The sequence below is a fragment of the Moritella sp. Urea-trap-13 genome (assembly GCF_002836355.1).
Lineage (GTDB): Bacteria > Pseudomonadota > Gammaproteobacteria > Enterobacterales > Moritellaceae > Moritella.
The window spans coordinates 1-21,634 of the sequence record NZ_PJCA01000027.1 but is presented as its reverse complement, the minus strand read 5'-3'; the positions used below and the strand labels follow the sequence as shown (position 1 = coordinate 21,634).

Below are 21,634 nucleotides of genomic sequence, written 5' to 3'. Positions count from 1 at the left end.
ACAACGTAAATGTAACGTAATGACCGCTAACTACGTTAGATAATACTTACTCAGCAAATAAGCCTGTTACTTTACGTAGCGGATCTAGTACCGGCGCTTTTCGCTGCTTTTTCGCTTGCATGATCGTCATCGTTTCTTCTAAACACAACATCCCTGATTGCCAAGTCGCCATGTATTTCAAGCTGTCATCGACGCTATGATCACGGCTATAATTAAGCATTTCTTTACTGCCCGTCACAGCCAATGGTGAGTGGGCGGCAATTTGACTGGCGATCTGTAATACCCCATCCAACATCGCCTCTTGTGTTGTAAACACCTGATTAACCAAGCCAAACTTGTCTGCTTCAGCAGCACTAAAATTACGCCCCGTGTATGCAAGTTCACGCACAATACCTTGCGGTAAAATGCTCGGCAAACGTTGCAATGTACCGAGGTCAGCAGTAATACCTAATTCTACTTCTTTAATGGTAAAGAACGCATCTTGGGTACAATAGCGCATGTCTGATGCTGCGACTAAATCTAACGCGCCACCAATACAGCCGCCTTGAATAGCCGTTAATACTGGCACACGTAATTGCTCAAGATCGGTAAACACTTGCTGTAATTGCATGACAAAGCGGCGCATAGCCTCACTAACCCGGGCTTTATCTTTACCCATCGGAAACTTATCAGGGCTTTGGAATACTTCTAAATCCATACCAGCGCAGAAGTGTGGGCCTTGCGCCGAAATAACTAAAACACGTAGATCATCACTCATAGAAAGTGCTGAGATAGCGGCTGGAAACTCGCGCCAAAAATCTAAATTCATCGAATTCAACTTTTCCGGGCGGTTAAATTGTAAATGCGCAACGCTGTTGGCAACTGTGAGTGTAAACGTGTGGTAACTCGATTCAATGTCCATGCTGATCGCTTCCTTGATAGTGATGACGTTATGCTAACAAAATCATACCTTAACAGCATTATCTTTACCGGACATATGTTTATCCTTATTCAACAAAATTCTTTATAATATTACCAATAACAATAAATACGCGATCCGCTTCTCACTCTTCACTACAAATTCAAATAAGCGTTATGGTAACCAATACATCTTGTTTTACATCAACATATTAACTGTTATCTCATGATAAAAGTATGCGGCTAGCTAGGCAATCTAGGATTCGCTTGGGAATATTTACACTTAATGACACAATATTTCCATGCATAACTAGCTAGAAAGCGGTAAAATAGCAATCGTATAATTCATTTAATATCGTTGGAGGAACAGCTGTAAATGCCACATCATGCATATGAATTAGCCATCAGAGGTTATGCACTAAAACTAATTTTAGGTCAGTTGCTGTTAGTATTATTTATTGTTTCAGCGACTTATCTTGGTACAGATCATAAATCGACACGCTCGGCAGCGTTAGGTGGGATGATTTTCTTGGTACCACAGTATATCTTTACTCGATTATCATTTTTGTATACAGGCTCAGCAAATATGATGCGAGCCAATACTTTTATGATCCTCGGTCATGCTTGTAAATTTGCACTCATCTTTATTTTGTTTAGCGTGATATTACCGTTACCTGACATCCAGCATTTCTATTTGTTTATTACCTTTGTCTTGGTGATGTTTTCACAAATATTTAGCTTGTTGAAACCACTACCAGAACAGTATCCAGCTAGGTTAGTATTATCAGAAAAGGTAGTAATAGAAGAGAAAGAAAGTGTAGATATCGAAGCGGGTAAACAAGGTATTTAATAGCAAAAGCATACAGGGATAATCAAGATCATCCCTGTTGTATAGCAGGCTAAATTAGTCTGCTAACGTCGGCAGAATAGCTAATTTTTTAGCGTGATTAAACGGACGTAAGATATAACGGTTATGACGTTTTACAATCGAACGATTGGTTGAACCAAAGACTAAATAACCGTGTGAGTACATTTTATCAATAAATGCCTGATCACCATGACGAATAAATACAGAAAGCGGGCTTTCCAATGCTCCGTCGGTATCAGAAAAAGCGCGATCATAAACTTCAGCACAAATCACCAGTGAATTTTCACCACTTGAGCTTAATTTAAACTTATCCGTCACATTACTTTCAGTTTCAATCAACCAGCCGTCTTTATCCAGCTCAGTTAAAATATCTTCCAAAATAAACTGGGTTATATTTTTATATTCTAGTTCGCAGATCTGGGTATAAACACGTTCGATGGTCTCAAATCGCAGTTTAAAATCAGCTTTTGGCCCTAATGTTCGGCTTTCTTGCAACCAAATTCTTAAATCACCCGCTAAGATGATATCAAAACGCTTTTCTTTTAACGCAGTAATGATCCAATTACCCAAAAAATGTGTTTCAGATACTGGATTTTGTAAACTACGTTTTTCTGCTTGCGCATCAGATAACGCCGTTAAACCTTCTCTAACGAGGTTCAACATATTCACGTTATAGGCTTTTTCTTTATCAGACATGTTTGTTCCTCAGGATATTAACCTGCAAATAATGCACTTAATGGCACATTATTGATACCCGCGTACGATATATATGCACCAAACACAATTGGTAGGACTACATATATAAGAGAATAAATGGTAAAACCAAATGGTCGACCTAATGCTTTGGTCATAAAGTCTAAACGAGCTTTTTGATGTTTTGCTTTAGCACGTGTTACTAAAATATAACCGCCGTGACAGAACATGAATAGACCTAATGCTAACGTATAAAAATCCATAAAATAACCTTGGTAAAGAACAACAAACAATAAACAATAAACAATAAGTGCTAACAGCGCAAAATTTATCACCATGCACTGTTTTGCTATTAAATTGTGATAACTTCGTGATAATTATAAATTGAATTACCGCTATAGTATATACAACAGCTAGTGCATACCTCACTAGATAATCTATAAGATGGATGAATAGAGATGAAATATATAATAAAGTTGTTAGCTATCAGCACCCTACTCTTATCATTTAACAGTTTTGCTAAAGATCCTATCTATACCGGTTATTTTAGCAGTGAAGCGGTAAGCGGATACGATACTGTTGCTTATTTCACCCAATCGAAAGCAGTGAAAGGGTTGAAAAAATTCAGCTATGAATATCAAGGTGAAGACTGGTACTTTAGTAACAGCCAACATCTGGCTTTGTTTAAACAAAGCCCAGAAAAATACGCGCCACAATATGGTGGTTACTGCGCCTTTGCAGTGGCTAAAAATGATACCGCATCATCAGATCCAACCCAGTGGACAATCGAAGATGGTAAGCTTTATTTAAATTATAATGCTGATATTAAACAACAATGGTTAGCAGACAAACTAAACTTTATAGAAAAAGCCGATCAAAACTGGCCTAACGTATTGAACTAAGCAAGTCGCCACAGAGTAATGGAATATAAACATAATTAAAAGGACATTTTATATGCTAACAAAAAACCGTATTTACACTATTGCCAACTGGGTCATCGTAGCTTGGATTGCTAAAGTATTTTTATCATCAATCCCATACAAATTTTCAGGCCACCCAGATACTATGCATATTTTTTCCACTATCGGTTCATGGATGGCAACGACCTTATCAGTTGATTTAGGTAGCTTCTTTGCTGAGTACGGTGCGATTGTTGTTGGTAGTGCAGAGTTAGCGACAAGCCTATTGCTATTAAGTCCTTTAGTGTTGTTAGTGAAAGATAAAATGTCCGGTAAAAGCAGTGCACTTTTACGCGCTAAAATTCATGCCCTTGGTGGTTTAGCGTCATCTGCTATTATGGCTGGAGCGGTATTCTTTCACCTATTCACGCCATTAGGTGTTGAAGTCTTACATCAAGGTAAAAGTGACGGTGGGTCATTATTTATGGCGGCTGTATCAATTCTTATTTTAGGCTTAGTGTTATGTGCCATTAACTTAAAACTAATCAAAGCAGAGTGATCCTATGCTTATACGTGGCTTATTAATATTACATTACATGGTCTTTTGCTTGCGATTTTTGACTATTCCGTGGCGTTATTTCCAGTTAAATGCGCGCTACTTTAATCGTCAAAAAAAGATATTCTCCAAGCAAGATTTAGATGCGATAACGCCGGTAGAATGGCGTTTAAATCAGTATATTGATAGGCCTGAATTGATCCCAGCTCGCTACCCTGTGTTTGCAAAACCAGAGTGGGGACAAAATTCAACGGGTGTTAACTGTATACATAACTTCGCTGAGCTTGAAGCATTAAGAGCAACCCCGAGTTATCAGGTGCAGAATTATTTAATTCAACAAGCGGCAACGGGTGCCATTGAGTTTGAAGTATTTGTGGTTAAACACCCTGTAAAAGCGGGACAATTTGCAGTAATGTCGATAACCCAAGTGATTAACGCCAGCGCCGATAAATTTCCTGTCAATGGCATTTATAATAGCGATACTCGCTACCAAGATATTACCGAACAATTAACATCTGCAGAGCAACAACAGCTATGGCAAGAACTTAATCGTATGGGCGACTTTACCCTTGCGCGATACAGTTTGAAAGCAGACTCATTAGGCGCATTATTACAACGACAGTTTAAATTGGTCGAAGTAAATTTATATGTGCCAATGCCACTGAGTTTATTAAGTCATAATTTGACCCGCTTACAGAAATACCAGTTACTGTATAAAACCACGCATTCTCTTGCTCAATTAGCCCAACAGCTAAACAGTACCAAAGTAACGCAAGGTATATTTTTTAATAAGTTGATCGCCGCCAGACGAGGTCAAAATACAAGGATTTTGAATCAAGATGAAACTACTAAAGCAACTAATTTACAAATGGATCAGTAGTAAATTCATGGATGGCTGTAGTAACTACAACAGCCTAGAAGTACGCCGCGGTTGTCGCTCAAAAAAACAGGCACGTGATAAGTTTGCTGCGGGGAATATTCCCCATGCCCAAGGTACTATCTTCTTCAATCCTTTTACCGCGATAAAATTTGCCAAAGAGCATGGTTTTCCATTAGTGATTAAGCCTAATGTCAGTGGTTTTTCCCGTGGCAGTCATTTCCCCATCCGTAATAATAAAGAGCTATGGCGGGCAATATTCTTGGCTAAATTATGGTGGCCGACAACAGTCGTCGAGCAATACTTACAAGGTAAAAATTACCGTGTGGTGATCACTAAAGCTGGGGTTATCTCGGTATTACAACGCTACCCTGCTTTTGTGAAAGGTGATGGCATAAATACCATCAACGCGTTAATTAATACCGAAAACGCCATTCGTGAAGAGATGGGCCTGTACCCATGTAACAACCCTATATCTCAAGGCCCACAAACGGTCAGTTATCTTGCCAAACAAGGTCTAAGCTTGGCGTCTGTGCCAGACAATGAACAGCAAGTTGAGTTATTTTATCGTATTTCGTTAGCACCTGGTGGCGTGGTTGAGACCATTCAGCGCGATCTGATACCGGCCTACAATCATGAGTTGTTTGCCAAAGTATTAGATTTATTTGATGCTGAGATCTTAGGTATTGATGTGATCATGGAGCAAGGTATTGAACATGATGCTCGTGAACAAAAGTTAATCTTCTTAGAAGTAAACTCACGTCCTTACTTAAAAATGCATAACTACCCACGTTATGGACAAGCTGATGACCTTTCTGAGCACTTAGGCTTAATTAGCGTCGCGACAGATCAACAAGCCGACATCTTCTAATGTCTACGACCTTGTTTAAGCTAGCGCCTGCTAACTACTTCACTGTATTTTCGGCCATTCACAGCTTTGTGATTGGCCTTTTACCTTTCTATCTGCCCATCCTTATTTGGCAACAATACCAACAACTCGCGCCACTGACTGAATTTATTGCTTGGACTGGCGCAGGCTTTGTGATGGCATTATGGGGCTGGCATCAGTTATTCATCCGCGGATATTGGCGTACATTAGTAACCTTGTCGTTCGTGTTTGAGGTTGGACTCATCTACGTCGCGCTATTTCATGTAGCGAGTACTAACTTAATCATACTTGGCTTACTTAATGGTTTATTCAATTGCAGCTATTGGATGTTACAACGCATCCTGTTTAATAGTATCAGTGGCAGCAATAATACTGGGCGACTGTTCGGTAATTTACAATTGATATTAGGCTTGAGTCTAAAACTGGGGATCTTGTTGGGTGGTTATTTTATGCAAACCCACCCTTGGGTTATTTTTGCCTTAAGCCTTATTGCCGGTATGGGGTTTTGTGTCATGGCTTTAAGCTCGCTCACTACCCAAGCTTTCGTCTATAAGCAAAGCGATCACGCACAAGCTAAATCGGCGCTCAGCTTACGCGATAAACTAGTGTTCCTCGTTGATGGCCCGTTTTTATACCTCGAAAGTTACTTGTGGGTGGTAAGTATTTTTCATCTTACCAACAACGATACCAGCCAATTTAGCTTAACAGTCATAGCCCTGTCTTTGGCCTTAGGCGTTATTTTTTACTTCATTAAAAACACCATAGATAAACAACCTCAACAGCGATTATATCAAGTGGCGACATTACTGTATCTTGGTGGCTGGTTAGTACGCGGTTGGATCACTGCAGATTGGAGCGGCTTTACCATTGGCTTAGGCCTATTGAGTATTGCGTTTGCTACCGCGCTGTTCCGTTTATACTTCAACAAGCGGTTTTATGATAAAGCCAAGCAACAAGCCAATTATCATTACTTAATCAGTAAGAGTCTGTACTCTCAGCTTGGTATCCTAGTGTTTTTTAGCGGCTTAACCCTACTCGCTAATCTAATCACGTTTAGCTTAAGTCAGGTTTACTGGGCTGTCTTACCTTTGATCGCCGTTTATGTGTTATATCAGCAGATTGATAGCAAGGATAAACCTATCGACAAATGCCTCAGCTCATAAACAACAAAGCCGTATTACCTCATTCTCTTCGAGGTCTACGGCGACAGCTTCTGCTTACTTTTTACTACATAACTACATAACAATATGAATTAACGTCACATCATTAAATACCAGCAGCATTAGACGACCTCGACGTACGTTTCCCGTTGTGGATATAATGCATAAGACTGATGTTGCTTTGATGAACACGGACAGCCACAGACATAATTCATTTTAAGTTGCTTGCGAGAAGCGACCAGATGGGTAAAGCTCACCGTGTGCGCATCTTCTCGATGCATACAAACAGACAGATAAGAAGGAGTTGGCTCATGACTGGCGTGAAATCGAGTCAGTGCTAGACTATTTTTGTCTTCGATGCAGCGCTGATTGGTCAATTCAATAATATTTTCTTCAACATTCTCAACGTCTACTAATGCTGCATTTTCTTTCATCTCTAGATCATCATTACAACCTTCACCTGAGAATAAAATCGGATGCTGCAATAAGATTGAGTTGTGGTGATCTTCTCGGTAGTTCGTCACCTCTGCTAAAGCCACTGATGACGACACCATAGGTGATATAGCAGTCACGGTAGTAAGTGTATTACCATCCCAACGAACGGCGTATACATTGCCAGTCTGCGCGGTTAAATGGCTTGGGAAGACTAATAACGTAAACGCAGCATAGTGCTGTAAAGACAGTTTTTTTAACGCCGAACGGATCTTAGTCAGTGAGGTATTACTGACTAATGATTTAACTAATAAACCACGACTGATTAATTCTTTCCCCGGTGGTTTTTGCTGATAATAATTCAATAAACAGATCGATAAACCTGCTTGGTTCATCGCGATCCAACTACCACCACCAACTGGATCCACTGGCATTAGGTATTTAACGCCGACATCGTTAAAGTACTTAGGTGAGTGCGCAAGTGCACGGCCCTTTTGTTCATCTCGGTTAAAGAATACTTGATAGCCATCATTTGCCAACAACCAACTTACTGTACACATGATGGATTATTCCTTAATGCTGTGAGTGTAGCAGGTGCAATACCCATATTTTTCGGGGTATTGAAGTCACATAACTTAGCCGAAATATCCATTAATGCATAATGATGGATCGCATGGGTACTGACAAATATAAGTTCACGGATTAATGTTGTTTCAACTTGTGCGACCAAGGTATTAACCACCGAAACCTCTGTCGACATGACTATTTTAGTATTCATCATCTGTGGTTGTAAGGTTAACAACCAGGCTTTGATACATGCTAATTCAGCTAATCCCGTCAGACGACATGATTCAACTAATGCACCACGACGACGCACATCATAATCAATCACGTCGACATCTGCTTTTACGGCATAATAAAGATCCAGCACATGACGTAAATGCTCACCAATACAACTCATGATATAAGGCTGTGCACGCATGCAATACTGCTCATTAGTCATTCCAGACAGCAAAGCAATACCTTGATCTAAACCTTCGATATTACCTTTAATTACCGTTTTAAATTGTTCTACGGGATCGATCACCATAACGTCTCCTTTTATTACTACTTATTTTAAGTAAAGCATACAGCAAATACTAAGCTTTACTTATCACAAAAAAATCACAATTTGAGTGAGAAAACATACGCTATAACGCCAATTTAATGCGCGGAATAGCCCAAGATTAAAACTAATTGGTAAATTATCACTCATTTAACCCGCATTTATGGTAAATTAGGGGAAGATAGCAAATACTTTAAATTGATGGGACACTCCATGTTAAATGATTTTTTAAATAAATTAGCAGCACAGCCAACTACTATGCAGTTCGACGATGTCATCGCTGTTATTGATGAAAGCTATGATTTCACTCCCACTAAATTTTATAATGGCTACCTAGCAAACGAAGCAACTGAAAACACTGGCTCATGCAAGTTGTTTGCATTAGGTCGTTTAAATAAATTCACGAAGCAACAAATGCTTGAGTGTTTCGGTACTTATTACCGTGATGACGTACTAAATAACCCAGACGGTGATGATCATGCCAACATCCGTTATTTCATGCGTACAGGCTGGTCAGGTATTCAATTTGAAACGCTACCACTAAAATTAAAATAACATTAACTGATTAACGTTATTTTGAGGCAGAGAAAGTGTTATTTTCTCTGCTCACATTCTTACCTATGTCCTACCTATCATCACACTCTTTTAATCTATCCTGCTAACCAAATTTAATCCGTTATACTTATAGCAACCACGTTATTCCTCCCGCTTTAGCAAATAGCTAACAAGGAGTTGATATGTATATTCATTTAAATGGTTTTGACTTTGAATTTTCAAAGCAAGTGATTGCTTCTTTTATCGACAGTGATGAATATCAACAGCAGTCATCTGACATCGCAGGTATTCACCTTACCGATACTTACCAGCAAATGCTGCAGGCAGGAATCAGTAAAAACGAACTGATAAAAGCAATATTAAACTACCATATCAGTGGCTTAAATGAAGATGGCATTAGTGTGGATGCAATCAAAAAATCAACTTATAACGATAATAATGTCAGTTTTTTAGTTGATGTAAAAAGTGATAGCGTTGCGCGGTTTGTAAGTAGCGATAATAAAAAAGAAAATAGTGTGTGTATTAACCTGCGTAATTTTGAGTATAAATTTACCCTCACTTACTGGCAATTAATTCAACTAGAAGAATCTTATCGCGATAAAGATAAAGAACACCTGCTCATACTATTTTTAGAAACCTTTAAAACCATCATGGAAACTGACGATGCTTCATCACGTCAATGTCATTATGCAGTCCTTGTCACTACTGGGTTATTATTGTTTGCAGAGCAACTCAACATTCTTGATGCCATCCAGTTTAATGAAATAGAGTTTGAGCTTAACAACGATCGGCTGTTATTAAATTTACCCGCAGGTTTAGAAACCTGTTTATTTGAGCTTGAATTTAATACCGAAGATTAAGGTTCCGAGTCTTCAGTTGTTAATACCTCAAACCAACCCCTATAAAGCACAATGACTATATATAATGGAAAATAAAAATAAAAATATTTTTATCTATAACAAACTAATTTTTAAAACGTTTATATTTACACGGCTAAAATGAGTGAATCAAGTCCTGTTTTCGCTTAAAGAAATCACATACAACGCCGCTATATAGACTAAGCCGTAAATTCGGCAATATTAATTAGCTAGGATGTTGTAGATATGAAAATCAGAGATAAATTATTAGGACTTACTGGTATTTCAGTCAGTGCGCTACTATTGGTACTCGGTATGTCTTGGGTTGCTAATGGCAATGTCATGGGGATTAACCGTGCAGCTACCGATGTGAAACAACTCGAAGTCACCTTACTAAATTTACGCCGTAACGAAAAAGATTTTTTACTACGACATGATGTAAAATATCTCGACAAATTTCAAGCTAACTACACATTATTCCAAGCGGAATTAAACCAATTAGAAGCTGAACTGACAAGCCTCAATATTGTCGTATCCAGCGTGGCAACGTTACCAAACGCCATGGAAGATTATAATCGCAGTATGCTGGCCTTGGTTAGTCATTATCAAACACTGGGGCTCAATATTGAACAAGGGTTGTTACAGCGTCTTAGTAATAACCACAAACGTTTACTGCAAACCGCGGACCGATATAACCGTAATATTTTGATCACCACCGACCTTACCCAAACCGCAAAAATGTTTGCTCTACTGGGTAAACCAGAATACCGCTTAGACTATAAGGCCAAGCTAGCGCTTTACGACCAACAACTCACCCTTGATTTTGGTAATAGCCACACCGAATTCCGTCAAACGATGAGCGATATCATTACACAATACAATATCATCGGTGATAGCCCAACGCTGGGCTTACGTGGTGAAATGCGCGGTTATTCCCATCAAGTTGAAAAAATATTTAAAGCGATGAGTGTTCAGCTTAATGACGAAATAGCAATCCAGCAGCAGCAAACAATAACCCTTATTATAGCGGCTATATTAGTGGTGATTGGCGCTTTGCTGACCCTATCATGGTTGATTAGTAGCTCAATCCAACGTCGTATACAAAACCTTAGCAACTTGATGGCGACAATCGCACAGAGCCATGATTTAACCGCCGTAGCTGATGAGCAAGGTAACGATGAGTTATCCCATATGGCAGGTAACTTTAATTACTTATTAACCCACTTACGTGAGCTGGTCAGTAATGTCCAATCTGCTGTATATGAGCTTGGAGCAGCATCCACTGAATTACAAGACCGTAGTGTCGATTCAGAAACCGCAATGAGTCGCCAACAAGCTGAAACGGACGCAGTTGCTACAGCAATCACTGAAATGGGTTCAACCATTAGGGAAATTGCCAACAACACTGAAAGTGCAGCAAGTAATGCGGACAATAGTCATAATGGCGCAATGGAAGGCTTGTCAGAAGTCAGTGCGACCAAAGATCGTATTCGCGTTTTATCTGACGACTTATCTAAAACCAGTAATGAAATCTCAAACCTGTCGACACTGTCAGACAATATTGGCACAGTGCTTGATGTGATCCGTTCAATCGCAGAACAAACTAACCTGCTTGCACTGAATGCAGCCATTGAAGCCGCAAGAGCGGGTGAACAAGGTCGCGGGTTTGCCGTGGTAGCAGATGAAGTCCGTTCGCTGGCGTTAAGAACGCGTCAATCAACAGAAGAGATCACCGGTATTATCTCGACCCTGCAACAACAAACAGGTCAGGTTGTTGTGCATATCGCTCGTTGTCACGAACAGGGCGAATTAAGTGTGCAACAAGTTGATAATGCCGAATCTAAAATAGGTCAGATCATGACTGACATGCAACTCATCATGGATACCAGCACCCAAATTGCGACGGCGGTTGAGCAACAAACTGTGGTATCCGATGAAATTGGCCGTAACGTCACTTCAATTCGTGATATCACCAGCCAAAACTCACAAATCGCCCATGAAAATGCACAAGCAGCTAGCTCCGTTGCAGTTCAAGCTAAAAACCTAGATCAGGCCATTGCCCAATATACTGTGTAAGCATACTGCTTAATTACACAGGTTAAGAAGCACAGATACAAAAAGACCGAAGTCATCGCCTCGGTCTTTTTCCGCTCGTCCGGTATCACTATCAAAAAATAAGACTAGCTGTTTTCTTTTATCGCTTGCTGCATCGCCAGCCATTTTTCAACCACCGGGTGTAAACTTTTATCATCGGTATTATGCATAACCGAGCCGTTAAGCTCTGAGTCTGCCATTAAGAGGGAACTAGGCGTAATAGCCTTGCCTGATTTCAAGTTAATCTCTTTCACCAAACCAATCGCCACCAATTTATCACCACAAAAGAATTGGTGCTGATAATAGAAATATTTCTCATCCCAACTTAATATTTCCGTGGTCATGGTAAACGCTTGAAAGGGACGAATAGGTTTTAAATAAATAAAATCTTGCGCCGCTATCATGCGTAAACTATAACGACCAGACAGTGCCAATCGAGAGCTGTGCCAAATACCAAAACGACCTAACTCCATGAAACTAAATACCCGATAATTAGGTAAGTGATCACGCCAACCTAGATCGTGTAACCAGACTCGAAATCGATCACTGCGTTTATCAACCAGCGCCACCGCATCCTGCTTTCGGGCACTAAAGATAATAATCAGCATTCTAAAAAATAAATTCATGTTACTCCCTTACATAAAATAAATTGAGCTAACATACTGACTCAAAGCTATAAAATGTAAAGTGCATAGATATGAATATAAAACAATGTAGCCATTAAATAGCATTAACATGGTATTTATTCTAGCTAGGCTAAAGTCATCGAGATGCCGAGTACAATAAACAACACGCCACAGCACTGATTAAAGCCCTGCCCATTTTTCATTAGCTTCGGACGAATACTGTGAGCTACACAGGCAATAGCATATTCAGCTAAAAACTCAACACAAACAAAAGTCACCGCGATGACAATAAACTGCGGCAGTAACGCGACTGTGGGATCAATAAACTGCGCTAAGAATGCGGTAAAAAACAGCAATACTTTCGGGTTGGATAGTGCCGCAAAAAAACCTTGTCTAAACAAAGTAACAGGACTATACAATTGGCTTTCAGCCAGTTCAGTCAACTCCAACGCAGGGGCATGCCATAGCTTGAACCCAAGCCAAACAAGATACGCCGCACCAACCCATTGCAGCGCGGTCATGGCGTCAGGTTGCGCTGCTAATACCGCGCCTAAGCCAAACATCGCGATGGCAATTAAGATCAAAAATCCAAACACACCACCACATATGGTAAACAGTGTTCGTCTATGTCCATAGCGCGCACCATGACTCAATGCCAATAATGAATTAGGCCCAGGAACGACCGCTAATCCCATCGCTGCAACTAAAAAGACTAACCAAAGATTAAACGCCATCATCATATCCACATTAATAAAAGTACCATGAGTATAAATTCCAACAATAAAAACTAACGGTGTAATGTGGACGCTTAATGGTACTATTTGGACAACTAGTTAAATGAATAGCTAAATAAACAGTGAGGCAAGCCATCAATGAACACCACCATGAATTCAGCAGAGGTGCGCTTTCTACTGCTGCCCTTACCCGAATTTAATATGCTACCCTTTGGTGGATTCTTAGATAAGCTGCGTTTTTCGGCTGATGATGCAGACCATAGCCAACAACGACATTGTTCATGGCAAGTTGTCGGTTTAGACAAGGGCCATGTGGTATCCAGCAGCGGCATCCCCATTGAGATACCAGCAACGCCTGCAGATATAAACCTGTGCCAGTATGATTATCTGGTTATTTTTGGTTGTCGCACCGCACGGCAAGCACAGCAGCAAGCCCAACATTACGGTGCACTTTTAAAACAAGCCGCAGCACAGGGGTTAACCTTAATTAGCATAGATAATGCTTGCTTTACTCTAGCGGAACTAGGTTTATTAAATGACCATAAAGTCACCGTTCATTGGCGGCATATCAATGAATTTAGCCATGCTTATCCACGCTTAGAGATCGCCAGCGAGCAGCTATACTGCATTGATAATAAGCGTATCAGTTGTTCCGGCGGGAGTGCTGCAATTGATTTAGCCGTGGCGATACTCAGTCGCCATCTTGGACAGACCTGGGCAGTTAAAGGACTAGCAGATATGCTAGTTGATGAAAGCCGCAGTCAATTACATCAATTAAAATCACGCCAACAAATACTGCATCACGATCGCCACCTTGGTCGTACCATTGCCTTGATGCAAGAACTCATGGCCAGTGATACCTCAATAGCACAGTTAGCAGCGCTCACAGGGTTAAGCCGCCGACAATTAGATAGACATTTCAAACTCCATTTTAAGCTATCAGCGCATCAATATTGGAGCGAGATACGTTTACAACATGTGCACTGGCGATTACTTAATTCAGACCATTGTTTAGCAAATTTAGCTGATGAAGTAGGTTTTCAAGATAGCAGTTATTTATGTAAAGTATTTCGGCAACGATTCAACCTATCGCCTGGTCAGTTACGCCGTCAGGGAAAAGTTTAATGTAAATCAGATATATAATTAATCGTCTATTACCTATACGAATACCAGCACTTAACTGATAGTCTTTAAAATTATACCCTTAGAGGTAGCATAAATCGTTCAGGCGTATTGCAATCAATATCCAAAAAAGGCATATTGAAAAATCGTTAACAATTAATAGTTCACTAAAAATGCAGTCTTTGAAATCAAATAAACGGATTTATATTTCAATTGCGATCTATATTTTATCTATTATTAGCTTGGCTATTTATAGCTATTTTCAAGAAAGAAGTCATATATATACAGCACTTGATTTAAAATTAAAGACTGCGGCGCTGACCATATCCTCGTTATTACCCAATAATTTTCATCAACAGAATATGACTTCTGATGAAAATTCGGCGCAGCTAAACTTAAATAACAGAAATGCATTAACGACATACGCTGAAAATGTCAATATTAGCAATTTATATACCCTCATTATACGTGATAATCAGATCCTATTTACGTCGTCGAATACCACACCGATTGATGCTAATAACATAAATAAAAGTAATACCGATTTTTTAACCGTCTATGATGATGCCGACCCTAGCCTCTACGCTATTTTTGCAGACCCTCAGCCACATTTAGTCGAGTACCAAGATAAATGGGGACGCTTTCGCAGTATCTTCATCCCACTGTATGCTACTGATGGTAGCCTTTACATTGCTGCAGCCGACATCACCATCGATGCCGTCGCCGTGCAATTAAACCAACACTTCAACAAAACTATGGTTTTTTCAGCTATTTTTATGTTCTCAGTGTTTTTTCTGTTTTTGATACAAAGCATCAGTTATCGCCAACAAGTAAAAAATCTCCGCTACAAAGTTGCGCAACGAAGCAATGAACTGGTGCAAAGTGAAGCCAAGTTGAACTCTATTTTTGAACATTCGCCAGTGGGCATTTTTCATTATGATAAACAAGGCGTATTGCTCAGAACCAATCGCCATTTGGAAGCCATTATCGGCGCGAATAAAAATGGCTTGGTCGGATTTAACATGTTGGAAAACATTCAAAACACAGGTCTTTCTAAGGCAATAAAATTATCATTAAAAGGCCAGATGAGCACCTTTGAAGGTGAATACATCTCGGTATCACACCGTAAGAAATCTTATTTAGAAGTAGACTTAGTGCCGCTCTATTCCAGCTCAGGCGAAATAGACGGCGGGGTTGGCGTGTGTGACGACATCACCATGCAACAACAAAATACAGCTAATTTACAAAAGCTATCACGCGTTGTCGAATGTAGCTTAGACGGTATTATGATCACCGACACCCAAGGTATCATTGAATACGTGAACCCACAATTCACGCAGATAACAGGTTATTCAGCTCCCGAATCTATCGGTAAAAAAGCCAATTTCTTTCGCTCAAATACCACCTCCAATACCACTTACAATAAACTTTGGGGGAGTATTTCAAGAGGTGAAGAGTGGGCAGATGAAGTACAAAACAAACGCAAAAATGGCGAACTATACTGGGCTAAAGTCACCATAATACCAATGACCAATGCCAGTGGCGAAATAACCCATTTCATCGGCATCCAAGTTGATATCACCAAATCAAGGGTCATATCTAAACAGATTACCTATCAAGCAAAACACGATATGCTCACAGGGCTAATTAATCGTTATGAATTTGAGCATCAACTTAGCGATGCAGTATGCAGCGCCCAAGGTAGCCGACTTACCCACGTATTATGCTTCTTAGACTTAGATCAATTTAAAATAATTAATGATACTTGCGGTCATGCTGCCGGTGACGAACTATTACGTCAAGTGGCAGGATTAATCGGTGATAACTTACAACCAAACGATACCTTAGCACGGTTAGGTGGTGACGAATTTGCCATATTAATACGCAACAGTCAGCTTGCAGAAGCGGTTATTATAGCGAATGAAATATTAGAAAAAGTCAAAAAATTCCAATTTATATGGAAAAAAAATTGTTTTAGTGTCGGTGTCAGTATTGGTGTTGCTGAAATTTGTAGTACTTCGGGGAACACCAGTGAAGTCTTGATCCATGCAGATCTCGCGTGTTACGCCGCCAAAGATCTCGGCCGTAACAGGGTACATACCTATCATGATAATGATGAGTTGTTGGCGACTCGAGATGGTGAGTTTCGTTGGGTAAATGAAATAAAAGAAGCCCTGCATGAAGATCGATTTGAACTCTACGCTCAGCCTATCGTCGCCCTGCAGGATCCTGACCATAAGCCTATTTTTGAAGTATTACTACGTATGCTGGATAAAAATGGCGAGCTGATTGCCCCAGGTATATTCTTGCCAATTGCAGAGCGCTATAACTTATCTCAACCTATAGACCGTTGGGTAATAGACCGCACATTACTGTGGATGAAAACACATAGCCAACAACTTGCTATCTTTGATCATATCAGTATTAATTTATCCGGTGCTTCACTGGGTGACAACGACCTGCTGCAGCATATTATGGCAAAGATAACCCAAGCCAACGTACCACCGCAACAGATCATGTTTGAAATAACTGAAACGGCGGCGATAAGCAACCTTGCTAGTGCGACAGTCTTCATTAATACCTTAAGTACTTTTGGTTGCCAATTTGCATTAGATGACTTTGGCAGTGGCTTGTCCTCATTTGCTTATCTTAAGAATCTGCCGGTCAACATCCTTAAAATTGATGGCATATTTATTAAGGATATCTTAACCAATCCCATCGATGCAGCAATGGTAAAATCAATTAACGAGATCGGTCATCTAATGGAATTAAAAACCATTGCAGAATTCGTGGAGAACGATGCTATTAAGCAAAAAATTGAAGCCATTGGTATCGACTTTGCACAGGGCTATGGCGTAGGGAAACCGCAACCGATAAATAATATGCTCAAATTAAACCGATTATCATAATAGTATTTAATTATTCGCCATTAAAAATACAGTATCTTATGTATGATTGTGGCCTGTCGCTAAAAGTACATTATCAAATACTTCATTATTGCAGCTATTCACCTAAATATTCCCCCATTATTACCTAAATACATTCCCGTATCTGATCTTATTTAACTCTATTTTGATTAATTCATCATCAGCGTCTGTCGAACGAATGGGCTAATAACAAGTGCTGGATCACACTATTTAATGACCACGTCAACAACAGCCGCTATTGGTTCAAATATATTTGACAGATTAAACTATATTTTATAAATTGCAGTCTGAAAGAAGATATATAGTACTAAATAGGTACCTAGATAGGTGTCAAAATAGAGATACGCATTATCCATTTATCATGTGTATTTGTTCACTTTACAGTGAAGCACGGAAGAATTATGACTATAGCTCTTTGTAGGTTTATACCTCTTATAGGAGATATCCATAATGGATACGTTAACAGCAAACATTTCGACTTCAGCTACAACAACAAAAACCAGTTCAACATGGTCTAAAAGTGACATCGTTTGGGTACTTGGTCTATACGGCACAGCCGTTGGTGCTGGTACTTTATTCCTGCCAATCACAGCAGGTGTAGCAGGCCTTATTCCTTTATTGATAATGACAGTATTAGCATTACCGATGACTTTCTTTGCTCACCGTGCCATGACTCGCTTTGTATTATCAAGCTCGAAGCCTGGTGCTGATATTACTGAAGTGGTTGAAGAACATTTTGGTGTGGGCATGGGTAAACTAATCACCCTACTATATTTCTTTGCTATCTATCCAATTTTACTTGTTTATAGTGTAGCACTAACAAATACAGTCCAAGATTTCATGTTAAATCAACTGCACATTCAACCACCACCACGTGCAATTTTAGCACTTGTTCTTATCTTGGCTTTAATTGCGATTGTACGCCTTGGTGAACAACTCATCATCAAAGCAATGAGTGTCTTAGTTTTTCCATTCGTAGCAGTATTATTAATGCTAGCGTTTTACCTCGTCCCTTATTGGAATGGCGCAATCTTCGAACAGGTAATGCCTGCAGAAGGTGGCATGGGTACCGTAATGATGGCGGTTTGGTTGATCATACCTGTGATGGTGTTCTCGTTTAACCACTCACCTGTTATCTCTTCATTTGCAGTGGCAAAAAGAAATGAATACGGTGATGATGCCGAGAAGAAATGTTCACGTATTTTATTGTGTGCACACATAATGATGGTAGCAACAGTGATGTTTTTCGTATTCAGCTGTGTATTAAGCCTATCACCGGCGAACCTTGTTGAAGCTAAAGAGATGAACATATCTATTTTGACTTATTTAGCGAATCACTTTGATACTCCAGTCATCGCTTATGCTGCACCCGTTGTAGCAATCATTGCTATAACCAAATCATTCTTAGGTCATTACATCGGTGCAAGTGAAGGTCTTAATGGTCTAGTTGTAAAAGCGGCACGTAGTAAAGGTAAAGAAGTCAGTAAAAAAACATTAAACAACTTCACGACTATCTTTATGCTTGTGACTGCATGGGCAGTGGCAACGATTAACCCTAACATTTTGCACATGATTGAAAGCTTAGGTGGCCCAATCATTGCGCTACTATTATTCATTATGCCAATGTATGCAATCCATAAAGTACCGGCAATGAAGAAGTACTCTGGTGCGCTAAGTAATGTTTTCGTTACTCTTATTGGTCTGATTTCAATTACCGCTATTTTTTACTCTCTGGTTCAATAAAACCAAAAAGTAATTCCCTGCAGATACAAAAAAGACGAGAGCAATCTCGTCTTTTTTTATATCTACATATCAGCAACCACTATTCAAAGTATAGGCTAAATGACAGCCCTATATTATCCCAGCTAATCGCTTTATCTTGCTCTTTAATCCACACATACGATAAACCCACAGCCATCGCCTGATCGATAAAATACTTACCGCCGATCGTAAATGACGTTGAATCAAGATAACCATAAGTATATTGGCTATCACTAAAACCATGATTCACATTGAAATCAGCTTCAAACTGTTCGTTAGCAGACAGTTTTACACCGGCAATCACACTCGGATAAAAGTTTGTTTCGTCTGCTCGTGCAGCACCGTTTTCCCAAGAACTAATAGAGCTTTGCACTAGGTTAGCACCGGCATAAAATTCGGTCATATGACCAATACTGCTAGACGTCATTATACCAGCACCCAATATCTTGGCTTTGGCTTTCACGGTCGGGCTAAGCGCAATATTATCAGTATGATGGTAAAAACCGGTGATATAAAAATCTTCAGTAATAGCACGCTCAACATTTAACGCCCAATGCTCCGCCCGATAACTTACCTGCGCATTATTATGGTTAAATGGTTCAGCCATTAGTGTTGGTGCAACAATAAGTAACGGTATACTGGCAAGTGTTGAAACTTTCAACATGAATTTTTCCTATAAAAAATTAAACTGAGATTTACATATTCAATTGATAGCTAAAATATAACTATATTGGATACTAAAAATATAACTGTATGGATAGCTAAAGTATATCGGCAAGCAGGCAAAAAATATAAGCATTTTTATAACCGCTATCGAAATTAAGCCTCTACTAGTAACAATGATTGTAACTGTGTTAATGATGTCACTTGATAGCTGGGTTTAATACCGTCAGGTAAGGCTAAGTTATCGCTATTGAGCCAACAAGTATCAAAACCTGCATTCATGCCACCTAAGATATCCGAATGGGGGTTATCGCCAACCATCAATACTTGCTCACGTTGTATTCCTCCCATGTGGGTTAACGCGTGATCAAATATACCAATATCGGGTTTAGCGATACCAACTTGCTCAGAGATAATCAGTGGTGAAAACACATCTTTTAAGCCCGTTTTTTCTAAACGAATACGCTGTAATTCTGTAAAGCCATTGGTAATAATACCCATGTTTACTTTGCCTGTTAATGCAGCAATAAGTTCTTTCGCACCCGGTAGCAAACAACAAATATCCGCCATGGCGGTCATAAACGCACTGTTTAAAGTTTGTGTCGCCACCTTTAATTTTTCAGCCCAAGATTGAAAACGACGATTTTGTAACTGCGTCGCAGTAATTTTTCCATCTTGATAATCAACCCACAAAGGTAAGTTGACCGTTTGATAATGACTAAAATCATCTCGGCTAAAGTCGACATCAAACCGAGAGAACATCAGCTGTAAACCTTTGAATGCATCAAAGTGGAATAATGTTTCATCGGCGTCAAATAAGATCCATTGGTATTTCATGTAAATCACTCCAACGGCTAGCCGTTACAATAAAAATTAAAGTTAGAATTAAAAAGATGAACTTGCATTTAAAACATCAGGTTATCTTAATCATTAAGGGATATGATAGCGGAAAAGTGAGATACAACTAAGCGATAACTAAAAAATAATTAAACATATATAAAATAAAAATAAAAATAAACTTGCTACTTAGAAAGTACGCTGCTACTATCGCTTAAGATTTATTTAATAACAATCCTCGAAATAAAAATCAACGATTAAGCCTTACCTAGAAAATTCCGTAAGCCAGATTAAAAAATCCAACACATAAAGCTAAATTATTGAACAACGAAATACAGCAAATGTTGCGTGCTGTAAACACTTCTTATTAAGTCAGCTATTTATACAAGAATAAAGATAGTGAGATTTCAGAATATTATCGTTATACGGTAATGAAGCTTATTACAAATGATGCGATAGCTTAAGCTACGCCTATATAGTGAGTTTTATTATGACTATTATTTTTAATGGTACACAGATCCAAATTAAACAACCGGTACACTCGATTTCAGTTCACAAAAACCGAGTAGCATTTACAGATTCACAAGGTGAGAAAATTGCTCAACTTGCAACAGTAAAAGAACGCCGTAACTTTATTGATATGCTAGTAAATAGCTAATTACATCAATACCAATTCCCGATGTTTTAACTAAAAAGAGTTTTAATATCGGGATACTATCCCCCCCCTTTTTTTTATATATATTCCTGCATCTTCTTCCTAAAAAACCATACTTATTCAACGATCTGATAAAAATCAACATTCGTTTATTGGCATTATTAGTGGCAGCTAAATTGAAAGGCATCATTGACTGGAATTTAAGACAAAAAAAAGCCAGGTTGTTAGCCTGACTTACATATATGGGAAAAGAAGGTCGACTGAAATATATACTTCTATCTTCGCAATACTTTTCTTACTTACTTTACTTACGTTCTTCACTTACTAACTTCCTTACACTTACTTACTACTTATTCGTACTTGTCATATACGCTCTTCGTCTTCATTTACACTTTCTTTTGCACTTACACGTACCTTTCACGCACGT

Annotated in this window: 22 protein-coding genes; 13 read left to right on the top strand and 9 right to left on the bottom strand. The window is 39.2% G+C overall.

Going from position 1 to position 21,634, the window contains the following annotated elements; translation table 11 throughout:
- Positions 1 to 46: 46 nt before the first annotated feature.
- Complete coding sequence (locus CXF93_RS03070; protein ID WP_101060933.1) at positions 47 to 901, bottom strand: crotonase/enoyl-CoA hydratase family protein; 855 nt, start codon at positions 899 to 901, stop codon at positions 47 to 49.
- 372 nt (positions 902 to 1,273) lie between these two features.
- Between CXF93_RS03070 and CXF93_RS03065 the strand changes: the two genes are divergently transcribed.
- The gene (locus tag CXF93_RS03065; RefSeq protein WP_101060931.1) at positions 1,274 to 1,747 is read left to right on the top strand and encodes an ATP synthase subunit I; all 474 of its coding nucleotides are present in this window, start codon (positions 1,274 to 1,276) and stop codon (positions 1,745 to 1,747) included.
- Positions 1,748 to 1,801: 54 nt separating this feature from the next.
- Here CXF93_RS03065 and CXF93_RS03060 read toward each other — a convergent pair whose 3' ends face one another.
- Positions 1,802 to 2,461, bottom strand: coding sequence for a DUF2913 family protein (locus CXF93_RS03060; protein ID WP_101060929.1), 660 nt, complete (start codon positions 2,459 to 2,461; stop codon positions 1,802 to 1,804).
- 17 nt (positions 2,462 to 2,478) lie between these two features.
- Positions 2,479 to 2,721 carry a hypothetical protein gene (locus tag CXF93_RS03055; RefSeq protein WP_101061504.1) on the bottom strand — a complete coding sequence of 81 codons (243 nt, stop codon included), beginning with the start codon at positions 2,719 to 2,721 and terminating at the stop codon, positions 2,479 to 2,481.
- A 195-nt stretch (positions 2,722 to 2,916) separates the two neighbouring features.
- On the opposite strand from CXF93_RS03055, the gene CXF93_RS03050 reads away from it, so the two are divergent.
- The 5 genes from CXF93_RS03050 to CXF93_RS03030 are packed head-to-tail and all read left to right on the top strand — an operon-like array spanning position 2,917 to position 6,842.
- Complete coding sequence (locus CXF93_RS03050; RefSeq protein ID WP_101060928.1) at positions 2,917 to 3,360, top strand: YHS domain-containing (seleno)protein; 444 nt, start codon at positions 2,917 to 2,919, stop codon at positions 3,358 to 3,360.
- 52 nt (positions 3,361 to 3,412) lie between these two features.
- Positions 3,413 to 3,916 (top strand): hypothetical protein, encoded by a 504-nt coding sequence (locus CXF93_RS03045; protein ID WP_101060926.1) that lies wholly within the window; start codon positions 3,413 to 3,415, stop codon positions 3,914 to 3,916.
- A gap of 49 nt (positions 3,917 to 3,965) precedes the next feature.
- Positions 3,966 to 4,793 carry a hypothetical protein gene (locus tag CXF93_RS03040; protein WP_232784087.1) on the top strand — a complete coding sequence of 276 codons (828 nt, stop codon included), beginning with the start codon at positions 3,966 to 3,968 and terminating at the stop codon, positions 4,791 to 4,793.
- Positions 4,753 to 5,661, top strand: coding sequence for a cyanophycin synthetase (locus CXF93_RS03035; RefSeq protein ID WP_101060923.1), 909 nt, complete (start codon positions 4,753 to 4,755; stop codon positions 5,659 to 5,661). The genes CXF93_RS03040 and CXF93_RS03035 overlap by 41 nt, the downstream gene beginning before the upstream one ends.
- Complete coding sequence (locus tag CXF93_RS03030) at positions 5,661 to 6,842, top strand: hypothetical protein (protein ID WP_101060921.1); 1,182 nt, start codon at positions 5,661 to 5,663, stop codon at positions 6,840 to 6,842. Before CXF93_RS03035 ends, CXF93_RS03030 begins: the two co-directional genes overlap by 1 nt.
- A gap of 119 nt (positions 6,843 to 6,961) precedes the next feature.
- Here CXF93_RS03030 and CXF93_RS03025 read toward each other — a convergent pair whose 3' ends face one another.
- Both CXF93_RS03025 and CXF93_RS03020 read right to left on the bottom strand, forming a co-directional pair.
- Positions 6,962 to 7,831, bottom strand: a complete 870-nt coding sequence (locus CXF93_RS03025; RefSeq protein ID WP_101060919.1) for an NRDE family protein — start codon at positions 7,829 to 7,831, stop codon at positions 6,962 to 6,964.
- Entirely contained in the window at positions 7,819 to 8,361 is a 543-nt protein-coding gene (locus CXF93_RS03020; RefSeq protein WP_101060917.1) for a hypothetical protein, read from the bottom strand. The genes CXF93_RS03025 and CXF93_RS03020 overlap by 13 nt, the downstream gene beginning before the upstream one ends.
- A gap of 228 nt (positions 8,362 to 8,589) precedes the next feature.
- Here CXF93_RS03020 and CXF93_RS03015 point away from each other — a divergent pair, with 228 nt between their 5' ends.
- From CXF93_RS03015 to CXF93_RS03005, 3 genes are all read left to right on the top strand, one after another.
- Positions 8,590 to 8,931, top strand: a complete 342-nt coding sequence (locus tag CXF93_RS03015; RefSeq protein ID WP_101060915.1) for a HopJ type III effector protein — start codon at positions 8,590 to 8,592, stop codon at positions 8,929 to 8,931.
- 182 nt (positions 8,932 to 9,113) lie between these two features.
- Positions 9,114 to 9,791 carry a hypothetical protein gene (locus CXF93_RS03010; RefSeq protein WP_101060913.1) on the top strand — a complete coding sequence of 226 codons (678 nt, stop codon included), beginning with the start codon at positions 9,114 to 9,116 and terminating at the stop codon, positions 9,789 to 9,791.
- 243 nt (positions 9,792 to 10,034) lie between these two features.
- Positions 10,035 to 11,864: a methyl-accepting chemotaxis protein gene (locus CXF93_RS03005; protein WP_101060911.1), complete on the top strand. Its 1,830-nt coding sequence runs from the start codon at positions 10,035 to 10,037 to the stop codon at positions 11,862 to 11,864.
- Between the two features lie 104 nt (positions 11,865 to 11,968).
- Here CXF93_RS03005 and CXF93_RS03000 read toward each other — a convergent pair whose 3' ends face one another.
- Positions 11,969 to 12,508 carry an acyl-CoA thioesterase gene (locus CXF93_RS03000; RefSeq protein WP_101060909.1) on the bottom strand — a complete coding sequence of 180 codons (540 nt, stop codon included), beginning with the start codon at positions 12,506 to 12,508 and terminating at the stop codon, positions 11,969 to 11,971.
- 125 nt (positions 12,509 to 12,633) lie between these two features.
- Positions 12,634 to 13,248 carry a LysE family translocator gene (locus CXF93_RS02995; RefSeq protein ID WP_232784086.1) on the bottom strand — a complete coding sequence of 205 codons (615 nt, stop codon included), beginning with the start codon at positions 13,246 to 13,248 and terminating at the stop codon, positions 12,634 to 12,636.
- 132 nt (positions 13,249 to 13,380) lie between these two features.
- On the opposite strand from CXF93_RS02995, the gene CXF93_RS02990 reads away from it, so the two are divergent.
- The 3 genes from CXF93_RS02990 to CXF93_RS02980 all read left to right on the top strand — a co-directional run bounded on the left by CXF93_RS02990 (position 13,381) and on the right by CXF93_RS02980 (position 19,034).
- Positions 13,381 to 14,367, top strand: coding sequence for a GlxA family transcriptional regulator (locus CXF93_RS02990; RefSeq protein ID WP_369832187.1), 987 nt, complete (start codon positions 13,381 to 13,383; stop codon positions 14,365 to 14,367).
- 170 nt (positions 14,368 to 14,537) lie between these two features.
- Positions 14,538 to 17,273 (top strand): EAL domain-containing protein, encoded by a 2,736-nt coding sequence (locus CXF93_RS02985; RefSeq protein ID WP_198551574.1) that lies wholly within the window; start codon positions 14,538 to 14,540, stop codon positions 17,271 to 17,273.
- A 468-nt stretch (positions 17,274 to 17,741) separates the two neighbouring features.
- Entirely contained in the window at positions 17,742 to 19,034 is a 1,293-nt protein-coding gene (locus CXF93_RS02980) for a serine/threonine transporter (RefSeq protein WP_101060905.1), read from the top strand.
- Between the two features lie 79 nt (positions 19,035 to 19,113).
- Here the strand turns inward: CXF93_RS02980 and CXF93_RS02975 are convergent, their stop codons facing one another.
- Positions 19,114 to 19,716, bottom strand: a complete 603-nt coding sequence (locus tag CXF93_RS02975; protein ID WP_101060903.1) for a hypothetical protein — start codon at positions 19,714 to 19,716, stop codon at positions 19,114 to 19,116.
- A 155-nt stretch (positions 19,717 to 19,871) separates the two neighbouring features.
- On the bottom strand, positions 19,872 to 20,552 hold the full coding sequence (gene yjjG / locus CXF93_RS02970; protein ID WP_101060901.1) for a pyrimidine 5'-nucleotidase: 681 nt from the start codon (positions 20,550 to 20,552) through the stop codon (positions 19,872 to 19,874).
- Positions 20,553 to 21,042: 490 nt separating this feature from the next.
- On the opposite strand from yjjG, the gene CXF93_RS22030 reads away from it, so the two are divergent.
- Positions 21,043 to 21,210 carry a hypothetical protein gene (locus tag CXF93_RS22030; RefSeq protein ID WP_174216915.1) on the top strand — a complete coding sequence of 56 codons (168 nt, stop codon included), beginning with the start codon at positions 21,043 to 21,045 and terminating at the stop codon, positions 21,208 to 21,210.
- Positions 21,211 to 21,634 lie beyond the last annotated feature (424 nt).